Origin of the sequence: Streptomyces sp. NPDC015532 (genome assembly GCF_043078065.1) — a bacterium.
In the GTDB taxonomy this organism is placed as follows: domain Bacteria; phylum Actinomycetota; class Actinomycetes; order Streptomycetales; family Streptomycetaceae; genus Streptomyces.
Genome location: NZ_JBIBSY010000004.1, coordinates 353,531 through 366,891 on the forward strand (window position 1 = coordinate 353,531; position 13,361 = coordinate 366,891).

The 13,361-nt window shown below is 71.8% G+C and carries 9 protein-coding genes; 3 read left to right on the forward strand and 6 right to left on the reverse strand.

Translation table 11 applies throughout. From position 1 onward, the window contains the following. Positions 1-25: 25 nt before the first annotated feature. A complete protein-coding gene (locus ACF07B_RS15980; RefSeq protein ID WP_369484446.1) occupies positions 26-496 on the forward strand; it encodes a pyridoxamine 5'-phosphate oxidase family protein in 471 nt (156 codons plus the stop codon). A gap of 74 nt (positions 497-570) precedes the next feature. On the opposite strand, the gene guaA is transcribed toward ACF07B_RS15980, so the two are convergent. Further along, positions 571-2,151, reverse strand: a complete 1,581-nt coding sequence (guaA, locus tag ACF07B_RS15985; RefSeq protein WP_328670989.1) for a glutamine-hydrolyzing GMP synthase — start codon at positions 2,149-2,151, stop codon at positions 571-573. Between the two features lie 329 nt (positions 2,152-2,480). Between guaA and ACF07B_RS15990 the strand changes: the two genes are divergently transcribed. Beyond that, positions 2,481-2,765, forward strand: a complete 285-nt coding sequence (locus ACF07B_RS15990; RefSeq protein ID WP_329301276.1) for a chorismate mutase — start codon at positions 2,481-2,483, stop codon at positions 2,763-2,765. 515 nt (positions 2,766-3,280) lie between these two features. Here the strand turns inward: ACF07B_RS15990 and ACF07B_RS15995 are convergent. Further along, positions 3,281-4,492 carry a hypothetical protein gene (locus ACF07B_RS15995; protein WP_392179382.1) on the reverse strand — a complete coding sequence of 404 codons (1,212 nt, stop codon included), beginning with the start codon at positions 4,490-4,492 and terminating at the stop codon, positions 3,281-3,283. Positions 4,493-4,703: 211 nt separating this feature from the next. Between ACF07B_RS15995 and ACF07B_RS16000 the strand changes: the two genes are divergently transcribed. Continuing rightward, the gene (locus ACF07B_RS16000) at positions 4,704-5,687 is read left to right on the forward strand and encodes an LAETG motif-containing sortase-dependent surface protein (RefSeq protein WP_384234509.1); all 984 of its coding nucleotides are present in this window, start codon (positions 4,704-4,706) and stop codon (positions 5,685-5,687) included. A 178-nt stretch (positions 5,688-5,865) separates the two neighbouring features. Here the strand turns inward: ACF07B_RS16000 and ACF07B_RS16005 are convergent, their stop codons facing one another. From ACF07B_RS16005 to ACF07B_RS16020, 4 genes are all read right to left on the reverse strand, one after another. After that, positions 5,866-7,716 carry a GMC family oxidoreductase N-terminal domain-containing protein gene (locus tag ACF07B_RS16005; RefSeq protein WP_392179383.1) on the reverse strand — a complete coding sequence of 617 codons (1,851 nt, stop codon included), beginning with the start codon at positions 7,714-7,716 and terminating at the stop codon, positions 5,866-5,868. 70 nt (positions 7,717-7,786) lie between these two features. Further along, positions 7,787-9,616: a succinic semialdehyde dehydrogenase gene (locus ACF07B_RS16010; protein ID WP_392179384.1), complete on the reverse strand. Its 1,830-nt coding sequence runs from the start codon at positions 9,614-9,616 to the stop codon at positions 7,787-7,789. A 145-nt stretch (positions 9,617-9,761) separates the two neighbouring features. After that, complete coding sequence (locus ACF07B_RS16015; protein ID WP_392179385.1) at positions 9,762-11,570, reverse strand: serine/threonine-protein kinase; 1,809 nt, start codon at positions 11,568-11,570, stop codon at positions 9,762-9,764. Between the two features lie 107 nt (positions 11,571-11,677). Next, positions 11,678-13,333: a serine/threonine-protein kinase gene (locus ACF07B_RS16020; RefSeq protein WP_392179386.1), complete on the reverse strand. Its 1,656-nt coding sequence runs from the start codon at positions 13,331-13,333 to the stop codon at positions 11,678-11,680. Positions 13,334-13,361: the final 28 nt, after the last annotated feature.

Sequence of the window (13,361 nt, forward strand, 5' to 3'; positions counted from 1 at the left end):
CGGGTATACGCGTCAGACTCGGCCTATGAACTGGGCAGCACTCTCCACCGCCGAACCGGACCTCGCCGGCACCGTCGAACAGCGCTTCGGCGCCTTCACCCACCACGTCCTCGCGACCCTCCGCAAGGACGGCTCGCCCCGCACCTCCGGCATCGAGGTGCGCTTTCTCGACGGCGAGCTGTGGCTCGGCATGATGCCGGACTCCCTCAAGGCGCACGACCTGCGCCGCGACCCGCGCTTCGCGCTCCAGGCGAACCCGGGGGCCGGTACCGACATGGGCGGCGGCGACGTACGGATCAGCGGGCGGGCGGTCGAGGTGGGCGACGGCGTCCCCGCCAAGGCCGCGTACGTGAAAGAGGTGGAACCGCCGGAGCCGTTCCACCTCTTCCGCACCGAGCTGACGGAGGTCACGCGGACCTATGTCGAGGACGACACGTATCTGGTTGTCCAGGTCTGGAAGCCCGGCGCGCCGGTGCGCACGCTCAAGCGGACCTGAGGCGGGAGCGTCACTCCCACCCTGGAAGGACTACTCCCACCCTGGGTGGGAGGACTACTCCCGCCCTGGGAGGACTACTCCCACTCGATGGTGCCCGGGGGCTTGCTCGTCACGTCGAGCACGACGCGGTTGACGTCCGCGACCTCGTTCGTGATCCGGGTCGAGATCTTCGCCAGGACGTCGTACGGCAGCCGCGACCAGTCGGCCGTCATGGCGTCCTCGCTGGACACCGGACGGAGGACGATCGGGTGGCCGTAGGTGCGGCCGTCGCCCTGGACGCCCACGCTGCGCACGTCGGCGAGCAGGACGACCGGGCACTGCCAGATCTCACGGTCGAGACCGGCGGCGGTCAGCTCCTCGCGGGCGATGGCGTCGGCGGCGCGGAGCAGGTCGAGACGCTCCTTGGTCACCTCGCCGACGATCCGGATGCCGAGGCCGGGGCCGGGGAACGGCTGGCGCTGGACGATCTCGTCGGGCAGGCCGAGCTCCTGGCCGACCATCCGGACCTCGTCCTTGAACAGCTGGCGCAGCGGCTCGACGAGCTGGAACTCCAGGTCCTCGGGGAGGCCGCCCACGTTGTGGTGGGACTTGATGTTGGCCGTGCCGGTGCCGCCGCCCGACTCGACCACGTCCGGGTAGAGCGTGCCCTGCACGAGGAACGCGACGTCCTCGCCCTCGGCGGCCTCGGCGATGATCTCCGCCTGGGCCTGCTCGAAGACGCGGATGAACTCGCGGCCGATGATCTTCCGCTTCTCCTCGGGGTCCGAGACACCCTTGAGCGCGGTGAGGAAGCGCTCCTCCGCGTCCACGACCTTGAGCTGCACGCCGGTCGCGGCGACGAAGTCCTTCTCGACCTGCTCGGTCTCGCCCTGGCGCATCAGACCGTGGTCGACGTACACACAGGTGAGCTGGGAGCCGATGGCCTTCTGCACGAGGGCCGCGGCGACGGCGGAGTCCACACCGCCGGACAGACCGCAGATGGCGCGCTTGGTGCCGACCTGCTCGCGGATCAGGGCGACCTGCTCGTCGATGACGTTGCCGGTGGTCCAGGTCGGGGTGATACCCGCGCCGCGGTACAGGAAGTGCTCCAGGACCTGCTGGCCGTGCGTGGAGTGCATGACCTCGGGGTGGTACTGGACGCCGTAGAGCTTCTTCTCGTCGTTCTCGAAGGCGGCGACCGGGACGACGTCCGTGGAGGCCGTGACCGTGAAGCCCTCGGGAGCGGCGGAGCAGGCGTCGCCGTGCGACATCCACACCGGCTGCTCGTCCGGGGTGCCCTCGAACAGGGTCGAGCCGGACTTCGAGACGTGCAGCGGCGTACGGCCGTACTCGCGGGCGCCGGTGTTGTCGACCGTGCCGCCGAGGGTCGTGGCCATGAGCTGGAAGCCATAGCACATGCCGAAGACGGGGACTCCCGCCTCGAAGAGCTCGCGGTCCAGGCGCGGGGCGCCCTCCGCGTACACCGACGAGGGACCGCCGGAGAGGATGATCGCGGCCGGGTTCTTGGCGAGCATCTCCTGGACCGGCATGGTGCTCGGCACGATCTCGCTGTAGACCCGGGCCTCACGGACGCGACGGGCGATGAGCTGGGCGTACTGCGCACCGAAGTCGACGACCAGGACGGTGTCGGGGGCGGCGGGGGACGCTTCTGGCACGGTCTGCCTTCCGGCGGTGAGCAAAAGGGTGTGTGGGGCCGATTCTACCGGGGGCCGCGGTGGGCCCGGCGCCGCCGGGGTCCAGGGGCCCGGGTCTCACGATCCGAACCCGCTTTGGCCGGCGCCCCGCGGGCGTGCATACTGCCGTCATGCTCACGCACACGACCTTCCTGTTTACCTATGGCAACCGGCCCACCGGCTGCCATGGTCGTGCTGCTTGAGCAACTGACAAGCGACTTCCCAGGCGCCCCGGGCCGACAAGGCCCGGGGCGTCTGCCGTTTCCGGGCCCTGCCGCTCCGGGGCACCCCTTCCACCGAGGAGCCCCACCATGGCCGACGTACTCGACAAGACCGGCGCCCGCACCGACGAGGCCGCCGACGTGATCACCGGCGCCCGTGAGCGCATCGACGCCCTGGACGACCGGATCATCGGTCTCGTGCAGGAACGGATGGCCGTCTCGGCCGTGATCCAGGAGGCCCGGATCACGTCCGGCGGCCGCCGGGTGAACCTCTCCCGCGAGATGGAGATCCTCGGCCACTACCGGGACGCGCTCGGCAAGCCGGGCACCTCGCTGGCGATGACCCTGCTCGAACTGTGCCGCGGCCGGATCTGAGGACCGCACCCTGCGTACGCACGTACGCATCGCCTCTCACCCGTACGGCGCGTGACCGGGGTGCCGCGGACTTCGTTTCTTCTGGTGTCCGTGTCAGCCAGGGGCGGGCCCGAAAGAACCACGCGTGGCTTCACTGGAGCGATGAGACGTACGGATCGTGCCGTACGTCGTGGGACCTCGCTCCAGGTCGTGTGACCGGACGGCAGGGGACAGCAGCCCGGTCACTCAAGAGAACGGTCGGCCCCGGGGACGCCCGGGGCCGTCCGACGGAACCTGATCAGGCCGTCGTCACCCGCGCGCCCTCGGGCGCCGCGGCGCGGACCGGCGGCCACTCCCCCTCCCGTCGACCGGCGGCGCACCCCCCGACGCCGCTTCGAAGCACCGGTGCCGCCCTGACGCCGGTGCTGCTGGAAGAAGGGCCCCGCGGACACGCGTCCCGCGGGGCCCTTCGCCGTGCCCGGAGCGCGGACGCCGGAGCGCGGACGCCGGAGCGCGGACGCCGGGGCACGGAGGCGTCAGGTGCGGGACACCGTGCCGCAGCCTTCCCCGGGCGAGTCCGGGAGGTCGCGGCTGCGGTCGTACGGGTCGGTGGTCGGGCCGGTCGGCGGCGCCCCGGTGGACGCGGTCGAGCCGAACTGCGGGTGCAGGAAGCCGTCGTAGACCTCGCAGGCGGAGTTGCCGATGTCCTGGTCGTACTGGCGGATCGTGACCTTGCCCGGGGTGACCCGGAACTTCCTGGGGTCGAGGAAGGCGACGTCGAGGACGCGGCGCACGATGGTGCGGGCCACCTCGTCCGTGTCCCCCTCGGCCGGGGACAGCGGGTAGACGAAGGTGTAGTCGGCGTGAATGGCGACGGAACCGTCCTTGCCCGCCTTGAACGTGATCCGGCCCCGCGTCTTGACGACGTGCCCGACCAGGCGCGCCTCGTCGGGGTCGAAGCGGCTGAACAGGGTGACCGGATCGTGCTTCTCGTCCGGTGTGCGCAGCATGCGGTCGACATCGTCGATCATGTGGGGCTGTCTGGGGTCGAGGACCGCGATGGCCTCCGCGGGACGCTCGCCACGCAGGGTCGCCGGGTCGAGATTGGCCCCGACGAGCAGCTTTCTGGTCTGCCGCAGCGCGGTGGCGACCTGCTCCTTCGTCAGCGCGCCGACCGGGGTGGCCTTCGGGACGACGATCGCGGCGGCGCCGTCGGCCCAGCGTTCGGCGGGCGATCCGGCGAACGGCCTTGTCCTGGTGGGCGTTCGAGAGGCCTGCGAAGAGGGCGGCGCGGTCGGGGCGGCCGTCTCGGCGGGCAGCTCGGGGCCGGCCGACGCCGAGGCGCCCGAGCCACCGAGGAGATCGCCGGGCAGCAGGGACGGCTTCATCGCGACGACGGCCACGGCGACGGCGAGCGGGACCCCGAAGAGCGCCCACAGTCTGCGGCGCCGCGCGGCGCGCCTGTCCATCTCGCTCCAGGCGGGACCCGTCCGCCAGCCCTCGGGCCGCGCGGCCGGGCGCGGCTCCTTCCGGGCGGAGCGGCGGACGGACCGGCGGGCGGACCGCTCGGCCTCCCGCTCGTCCTGAAGGCGCAGCCGCTCCGTCACCATGCGCGCTCGGGCGGATGGTTCCTTGGGGGCCGAGTCGCGGATGTCGCGCTCGCTGTCGCGCGCGAAGCGTTCCCACACGTCGTCAGGAACCGTCGGTTCCCCGGACTCCCCGGGCTGATGATCAGACACGAGGCCCATTTCTAAGCGCCTCGAACGGGCGTGCGCAAGCCGCACACCGATGTGACCCAGCCCACATAAGAATTCCGTGAGGTAGGGGACAACCATTCACAGGCCCGGCCGGTCTCACCTGCAGAACCAACGGTCACATCCGCGCGCATACGCGGAGGACCGCCCACAAACTCCATATTCGCGCCGCGAGTTCACGGCGCACAGAATCACCGAGGTCTTCATGAAGCTTCGCCGTGCCATGGCCACTGCGGCCGCGACGGCTGTCATAGCACCGCTCGCGTTGCTGTCGGTCGCTCCGGCCGCGTTCGCGGAAGAAAGCCCGTCCCCGAGTGCGAGCGTGTCCGAGTCCGCCACCGAGTCGGCGTCGCCGAGCGCGAGCGAGTCGGCCGAGCCGACCGACGCCGCGTCGGCCTCGACGTCCGCCTCCGCCTCCACCTCCGCTTCGGAGTCGGCGCCCGCGCCGAGCACCTCCGCTTCGGAGTCCGCGCCCGCGCCCAGCACGTCCGCGTCGGAGTCGGAGTCCCCCGAGCCCGAGCCCTCCGAGTGCTCGGACTCCAAGGTCCAGGTCTCCATCACCGGCCTGCCCGGCAAGATCGCGGCGGGCAGCGGATGGCACAAGTTCTCCCTGGACGTCCTGAACAACTCCGACTCCACCCTGAGTGACCTCGGCTTCTTCGCGGGCGCGTCGCCCGACAAGAACGGCGAGGACATGTTCAGGAGCAAGCAGGTCCAGCTCCAGGCGTACAACCCGGACGACAAGGTCTGGGAGGACGTCGACTCCGAGGGATACGCCGTCGGCTTCGTCGGCTACACCGACGAGCTCAAGCCCGACTACGAGGTCGACATCCCGCTCCGCATCAACGTGAAGTCCAGCGCCCCGGTCGGCGCCGGCTTCTCCCTCGGCGCCAGCATCTACGGCGACGCCGACGCGGAGTGCACCGGCTACGGCGAGGTCGCCTACAAGTTCCAGATCGTCTCGGCCGGCACGGACACCGACGGCACCAAGCCGCAGGGCGGCGGCAAGGTCCCGGTCACGGACAAGCCCGCCGACAAGAGCAACACGCCGCAGGTCGACGGCAGCCTCGCCGAGACGGGCTCCAGCTCCGCGCTGCCGATGATCGGCCTCGCCGGCGGTATCGCCGTCGTCGCCGGTGCCGGTGCGCTGGTCGTCGTCCGCCGCCGCAAGTCCGGCGCGAGCGCGTAACACCACGGCACGACACGACTGACACCTTCGTCGGTCTCATGCGAAGAGAAGGACCTGCGCTCGGAGGGGGGCGCAGGTCCTTCTTTTCGCTGTGCACGGGCTTTCCCGCTACCGGCTTCCCGGTACGGGCTTATCGCTGTGCGGGCTTTCGCTGTACGGAGCGGGGTCCGGTCCCGGGCTACGGCTTCGGCGGCATCGCCGGCATGCCCAGGAACGGCAGCCGCAGCGCGCCGAAGGCGTCCGCGGGAACGACGGGGCGCTGCGGCTCCACCGCCTTGAGACGCTCGTACGAGGCCCCCGGCGCCGGACGCGGATCGGCCTCGCCCTTGTTGGGCCAGAACGACATGGCCCGCTCGGCCTGGGCGGTGATGGTGAGCGAGGGGTTGACGCCGAGGTTCGCGGAGACGGCGGCGCCGTCGACCACGGAGATGCCGGGGTGACCGTGGAGCCGGTGGTAGGGGTCGATGACGCCCTCCTCCGGACCGGCGCCGATCGGGCAGCCGCCGAGGAAGTGGGCCGTCAGCGGGGTGCCCATCAGCTCGCCGACGTTGCTGCCCGGGAAGCCGTTGATCTCCTCGGCGAGGACGGAGGCCGCCCGTGAAGCGGCCTCGATCTGCTTGGGGTTGGGGGCACCGTGCCCCTGACGTGCCGTCAACAGCCCCTTGCCCGCGCCCTTGGGCTTGAGATACGTCGTCAGGGAGTTGTCGAGCGACTGCATCACCAGCCCGATGATGGTGCGTTCGGACCAGCGGCGGTTGGACAGCGACCGGAGCACCAGCAGCGGGTGCCGGGCCGCGTTGACGAACCACCCGGCCGCCCTCGACGAGCCCTCGGCGTAGGGGACTTGGAGGATGGACATGCCGCCCATGGCGTTGGAGCCCTTGCCGTAGCGCACGGGTTCGATGTGGGTGTCCTCGTCCGGGTGGATCGAGGACGTGATGGCCACACCCTGGGTGAAGTCGGCCTTGCGGGTCCCGTGCGCCTTGCGATAGCGCCGGTCGTCGGTCTGCGCGCCCACCAGCGCCTCGGAGTTGGTGCGGGTCAGCTCGCCCAGCCTCTTCGACAGGTGCGGGAGCTGACCGCCCGCCTTCATGCGGTGCAGCAGCGTCTGGGTGCCGTAGGTGCCGGCCGCGAGAACGACCCGGCGCGCGGTGAACGTCCGCCCCCGGCCCTTGCGCCGGTCGTCCGTCGGGAGGGTCTGGACGGCGTAGCCGCCCCGCGAGTCGTCGGTGACGGACACGACGGTCGTCATGGGATGGACGACGGCACCCGCCTTCTCGGCGAGGTGGAGATAGTTCTCGTTGAGGGTGTTCTTGGCGCCGTGGCGGCAGCCGGTCATGCACTCGCCGCATTCGGTGCAGGCCTTGCGCGAGGGCCCGGCGCCACCGAAGTACGGGTCGGCGACCTCCTGGCCGGGCTTCGCCGCGGCGGAGCCGTCCGCGTCCTGTCCGTCGCCGAAGAAGACGCCGACGGGCGCCATGTGGAAGGTGTCGCCGACCCCCATCCGCTCCGCGGCGGCCTTCAGGTGGACGTCCGACGGGGTCATGGTCGGGTTGAGCCGCACACCCAGCATGCGCCGGGCCTGGTCGTAGTACGGCTTCAGCTCCTCCTCCCAGTCGGTGATGTCCTTCCACTGCGGGTCCTCGAAGAACGGCTTCGGCGGTACGTAGAGGGTGTTGGCGTAGTTGAGCGAACCGCCGCCCACGCCCGCGCCCGCCAGCACCATCACATTGCCCAGCAGATGGATGCGCTGGATGCCGTACATGCCGAGCCGCGGGGCCCAGAGGTAGTTCCTGATGTCCCAGGAGTTCTTGGGGAGCGTGTCGCGGGTGAAACGCCGGCCCGCTTCGAGGACACCCACGCGGTACCCCTTCTCCGTCAGCCGCAGGGCGGTGACGGAGCCGCCGAAGCCGGAGCCGACGACGACGACGTCGTAGTCGTAACCGTGCGGACCCTCGCCCGCCCCCCCGGGTGTTCCCTTGCCCGTTCCCTCGTTCGGCTGTTCCTGGACAGAGCTCTCCTGTGACACGTGCCGCTCTCCTCGTTGAGAACCGTTGCGAACCGTGGATCGTTGCCGAGGACCCGCGAGGGGCCGTGGGCTAGCGCAGCCGGAACGCCTTCATGACCTTGAGGCTCCGGCTCATGAACGCCGCGTACTTCTCGTCGTCCATGCCCAGGGACGGCGCCATCGGCAGCAGTCTCTGGTGGGCGACGGTCTGCGCCTCGGTGTATTTGAGGATGCCCTCGGAGCCGTGCCGGCGGCCGAGGCCGGAGTCCTTCATGCCGCCCATGGGCGACTGGACGCTGCCGTACGCGGGCGCGTACCCCTCGTTGACGTTCACCGTGCCGGTCCGCAGCCGGGCCGCGATCGCGCGACCGCGCCGGCCGTCCTTCGTCCAGACGGAGGAATTGAGGCCGTACGAGGTGGAGTTGGCGCGCTCGACGACCTCGTCCTCGGTCGAGAACCGGTAGAGGGAGACGACGGGTCCGAACGTCTCCTCGGCGCAGACGGCCATCGGGGCCTCCACTCCGTCGAGGATGGTGGGCTCGTAGAAGTACGGGCCGACGTCGGGCCGGGCGACACCGCCGGCGACGACCCTGGCCCCCTTGGCGACGGCTTCCTCGACGTGCCGCGTCACGGTCTCCAACTGCCGCTCCCCGACCAGCGATCCCATGTCCGCCCCGTACGCGAGGGACGTGCCGAGCCGCATGGCCCTGGTCCGGGCGGCGAACCGCTCCGTGAACGCGTCGGCTATGGACTCGTGCACGTACAACCGCTCGATGGAGATGCAGAGTTGGCCGGCGGAGGAGAAGCAGGCGCGGACGGCGCCCGCGGCGGCCTTGTCGAGGTCGGCGTCCTCCAGGACCACCATGGCGTTCTTGCCGCCGAGTTCGAGGGAGACGCCGACGAGACGGGCGGCCGCGCCCTGCGCGACCTCGCGGCCGGTCCGGGTCGACCCCGTGAAGGAGACGTAGTCGGCGTGCCGGACGACCTCGGGTCCGACGACCGGCCCGTCACCGATGACGACCTGGAAGATCTCGGCGGGCAGCCCGGCCTCGACGAGCAGGTCACGCGCCCACAGGGCGGTGAGGCAGGTCTCGGTGTCGGGCTTCATGACGACCGCGTTGCCCGCGACGAAGGCCGGCAGCGCGTCGCCGACCGACAGCTCCAGCGGGTAGTTCCAGGGCGCGATCTGGCCGACGACACCGCGCGGGTGACGCAGCTCGGTCACCTTGGTGAGGGTGGGCATCGCGCCCGCGTGGCGCTTGGGGCGCAGATAGGAGGGCGCCTTGAGTCCGTAGTGCCGCGCGGCGACCAGGACGGCCTGGACCTCTTCGTGGGCGTGCAGCCGGGCCTTGCCGGTCTCCAGCTGGATGAGGTCCAGGACCTCGGCCTGCCGGGCGAGCACGAGGTCGTGGAAGCGGAGCAGGACGGCGGCGCGCCGGCGCACCGGAGTGGCCGCCCAGGCGCCCTGTGCGGCACGGGCCCGCTCGAAGGCCTTCTCGACGTCCTCGGGGGTGGACTCGGGCAGGTCGGCGAGCTTCTCGCCGGTGAACGGCGTGTGGTTGGCGGTACGCCCTGACCCGGTCACGCCCTTGGTGAGCTGCGCGACGAGCTCGGGGCTGACGACATCGGCGGCGGTACGCGCGCCGGCCGGGGCGGGGGCGAGGGGGTTGGTGCCGAGGGCGGCGGTCGCGTCGGCGTCCGCGGCCTCGTCCGGCGCGGCGGTCGCGGTGCCGGTGTCCTCCGGCGCGGCGGCGGCGGGCGCGGTGTCCTCCGACCCGGCGGCGGGCGCGGCGTCCGTGTCGGCGGCGGACGTCAGGTCCGCGCCGGTCGCGAGGGCCGCGCCGGCCGTCGCGTCGGTACCGGCCGCCTCATCGGCGCCGGTGCTGTCCGTGGCCTGCTCCGCGGCCTGCGAGTCCGTCATGAGCCGCAGAGTATGCCTACGCGCCCCCTTTGGGTACCCGTCGGTAATGGCCTTTCACGGAGTGCTCACACACTGCCAGTGATCACTGGCAGTAAATGCGCTGATCAGGGCGTTGTCGGTCCGACGATCACCGGCGGATCGGTTCTCACGGTTTGTCGAGGTCCAGGTTCGCGATCGCCTCGTCGGCGACCTCACGGCCCCGCGCGGTGAAGTCGCCCTGGCCCGGATAGCTGATCGTGAGCTTGTACATGTCGCCGGTCTTCGACTTGTAGTAGAAGAACCTCACTTCGCGGGGACGGGGATTCTGGCTGTCGTCGGTCTTGTAGACCACCGTGTTCTGGGCGGACTCCCTGCCCCGGTATGTCGCCCGGGCGTCCGGCTTCGTCCGCGTCCGCGGACCCGCCGGCATGTTCAGGGCGTACTCCCCGCTCGCCTTGAACGTGCCGTCGTCCGCGTACATCTCGGCCCGCGCCGAGTCCTTGATCTCCTTGCTGGTGTCCTCGGACTTCCTGGCGAGGTTCAGCCGGATCCAGATGCTCCCGCTCCAGTCGGTGTACGTGACCCAGTGCCTCTTGTCCGACGCCCGGTCCGGTGTCCCCTCCTGGTACTCGGCGGGCACCGCCAGCGTCGCGGCGACGTCGGCCACGTGCCGCTTCTTCCAGCCGTCCGGCAGCGGACCGGCGAACGGGTCCGCGGTCACCACGTACGCCGTGGTCGCGGCCGCGACGAGCACGGCGGCGACCGATGCCACGAGACCGATCAGGGTCTTGCGGCCGATACGGATGCCCCCGCCACCGGGCACCGGGGTACCGTCCGGGCCCGCGACGCCCTCCATCCGCGTGACCTGCGTCGGCGCGGGGGCGGGCGGCCGTACGGCCTCCTCCAGGAGACGCCGGACGTCGGCCGCCGCGGGACGGTGGGACGGTTCCTTGGCGAGCAGGCCGTTGATCGCCTCGGTGAGCGGGGCACCGGCCGAGGTGGGCGCGGCCGGTGTCGCGTTGAGGACCGACTGGAGCGTGGCAGGGGTGTTGCTGCGCCGGAAGGGTGAGACGCCCTCGGTGGCGGCGTAGAGCACCACGCCGAGCGACCAGAGGTCGGAGGCGGGCCCCGGGCGCACTCCCAGCACCCGCTCCGGGGCGATGTACTCGGGTGAGCCGACGAAGCCGCCGGTGTCCGTCAGGTTCGTGTCGCCCTCGATCCGGGCGATGCCGAAGTCGGTGAGCACGACGCGGTCGTGCGGCCCGAGGAGCACGTTGTCGGGCTTGACGTCACGGTGCAGGACGCCCGCCGCGTGGGCCGCCTCCAGGGCGCCGAGGACCTCCAGGCCGATGCGCGCGGCCTCGCGGCTGCCGAGGGTGCCCTCCCTGAGGGCGTCGCCGAGCGAGCGGCCGCGCACCAGCTCCATGACGATCCAGGGCTGCCCGTCCACCACGGCGACGTCGTGGACGTTCACCACGGCGGGATGGTCGAGCCGCGCCGCCGCGCGTGCCTCGCGCCGCATCCGCTCGTAGGCGTTGGCCCGTTCACGCTCGGGAAGATGGTCCGGGACACGCGGTTCCTTGACGGCGACCTCGCGATCCACGGTCTCGTCCATGGCCCGCCACACCGTGCCCATGCCGCCGTGCCCCAGCTTGGCGAGCAGGCGATAGCGCCCGGCGACGAGCCGGCCCGCCCCCTTCTCCTCCGAGGGCGCCGGCGCCGGGGACCCCGCCCGGTCCGGGACGGTGATGTCGGGCGTGGCATAGGGATTGCCCGGGAACGGCACGGCGACCGGAACCTCCGGCTGACGGCCGGGCCCCACCGCTCCCGGCTGCCGGACGTGGCCCTGGCCCTCCGGCGGCTGCCCCGGCACCGCGGCCCCCGCCTGCCGCTCCCGCGTCACAGGTCTCGGTGGTTGCAGACTGAAACTCGTCGGCTCGTCTCGCCCACGAGGGACTCCCCCGTCGTCGCTCATGCGTCCATCTGTATCGCGGCGGGCACCGCGTGATCCAGCCTCTGCGCCCACCGGTCACAGACCCGTGACGCGGGCATCCCTTATCTCCCGTTTACGGAATCGCTCCGTCACGAGACCGCGAAGGTGTCCACCGCCACGTCGAAGTACTCCTTGGCCTCCGTCACCCGGCCCACCGGCGCGGAGACCCAGACGTCGTACATCCGGCCGCCCTCCTCCCAGCACAGGTCGTAGGTGTGCCGTGGTCCCTCCGCCGCGGTGAAGCCGTTCCAGGTGAACTCCCAGAGCGCGGCGGTGTGCCCCTCGTGCACCGTCCGCGCGACCCTGCCGTCGCGGTAGCCGGGATTGCTGGAGGCCCCGTCGGCGTCCGCCCGCCGCATCACGCCCAGCGGACCGCCCGGCACGGGATCGGTCACCTTGATGCCGATGCGGAAGGTGTCCGCCGATGACATGTAGAAGATCCGCTCGCCCTGCGGATCGCGCGTGAAGCCGTGGGGCACGGCGAGCGAGAAGCCGTTCGGATCGGCCGCGACGCGGTAACCCGAGGGCGCCGTGCGGGCGGCGGCGGACGGAGTCCGGTGGCTGGTCACCGTCACGGTGGGGCCGGCGCCCCGGGGCGGGGCCGAGGGTGTGCCGGACGCCGAGGACGAGGTGGCGGAGGTGACCGGTGTGCGGGGCGTGCCCGGCGCACTCGACGAGGCCGGCTTGCCGTCTCCGCCGCCGCCCATCAGCAGCGCGGCCGCGGACACCCCCGCGCCGGCCATCGCGGCGACCAGCGCGGCGGCGACGAGCAGGCTGCGCGTGGACTGCCGGGGCGGGGTGTCGGCCGCCGTGGCGCCGGAGGCCCCCGACCCCGCGGGCGCGGCCCTGCGCAGGGACACATGGGGTACGTCCCGCCGCGTCGGCGTGTACGGGACCAGCAGTCGCGGCGTACGGCCGGTGTCCCGGAAGGCGCGCAGCATCCGCTCCGCCTCCGCCGCGTCGAGCCGCCGCTCCGGATCGCGCTCCAGCAGCCCTCGTACGACGGGCAGCAGCGGCGCGGCCTGGGCCGGCGGACGGATCTCGTCGACGACGACCGCGTGCAGGATGCCGCCGAGGGAGTCGCGCCGGAAGGGCGACGCTCCGCTCAGCACCGTGCACAGCAGCGCGCCGAGCGACCACAGGTCGGACTCGGGGCCGGTCCGGGCCCCGGCCATCCGTTCGGGCGCGGTGTACTCGGGTGAGCCGACGAACGCGCCGGTCTCCGTGAGCGTCGTCGCGCCCGCGACCTGGGCGATCCCGAAGTCGGTGAGCACGATGCGGTCGGTGCCCTCCTCGACGAGGACGTTGGCGGGCTTGAGGTCGCGGTGCAGGACGCCCGCCTCGTGCGCGCGGCGCAGCGCTCCGAGCAGGTCGATGCCGATGCGGGCGGCCTCGCGCGCGTCGACCGGCCCGTTCGCGGAGATCCGTTCGGCGAGCGAGCCGCCGCCGATCAGCTCCATGACGATGTACGGGCGTTCGTCGTCCTCGACGACGTCGTGGACGACGATGATGTGCGGGTGGTTGAGCTGGGCGACGGCCCGCGCCTCGCGCAGGGTGCGGTCACGCTGGAGCCGGGACTCCTCCGCCGAGAGCGAGTCGTCGAGGGCCAGTTCCTTCACCGCGACCCGGCGGCCGAGCAGTTGGTCGGTGGCACGCCAGACGACTCCCATGCCGCCCCGGCCGATTCTGGCATCCAGCCGGTAACGCCCCGCGATCACACGGACGTTCTCCCCCTCGGTCCCCATGGGTCTCATCATGCCCCACCGGACGGAC

Coding starts and splice junctions, on each gene's coding strand:
- ACF07B_RS16015 (WP_392179385.1), bottom strand. CDS start 11,570: ATGAGCGACGACGGGGGAGTCCCTCGTGGGCGAGACGAGCCGACGAGT.
- ACF07B_RS15980 (WP_369484446.1), top strand. CDS start 26: ATGAACTGGGCAGCACTCTCCACCGCCGAACCGGACCTCGCCGGCACC.
- ACF07B_RS16020 (WP_392179386.1), bottom strand. CDS start 13,333: ATGGGGACCGAGGGGGAGAACGTCCGTGTGATCGCGGGGCGTTACCGG.
- ACF07B_RS16010 (WP_392179384.1), bottom strand. CDS start 9,616: ATGACGGACTCGCAGGCCGCGGAGCAGGCCACGGACAGCACCGGCGCC.
- ACF07B_RS15990 (WP_329301276.1), top strand. CDS start 2,481: ATGGCCGACGTACTCGACAAGACCGGCGCCCGCACCGACGAGGCCGCC.
- ACF07B_RS15995 (WP_392179382.1), bottom strand. CDS start 4,492: ATGGGCCTCGTGTCTGATCATCAGCCCGGGGAGTCCGGGGAACCGACG.
- ACF07B_RS16000 (WP_384234509.1), top strand. CDS start 4,704: ATGAAGCTTCGCCGTGCCATGGCCACTGCGGCCGCGACGGCTGTCATA.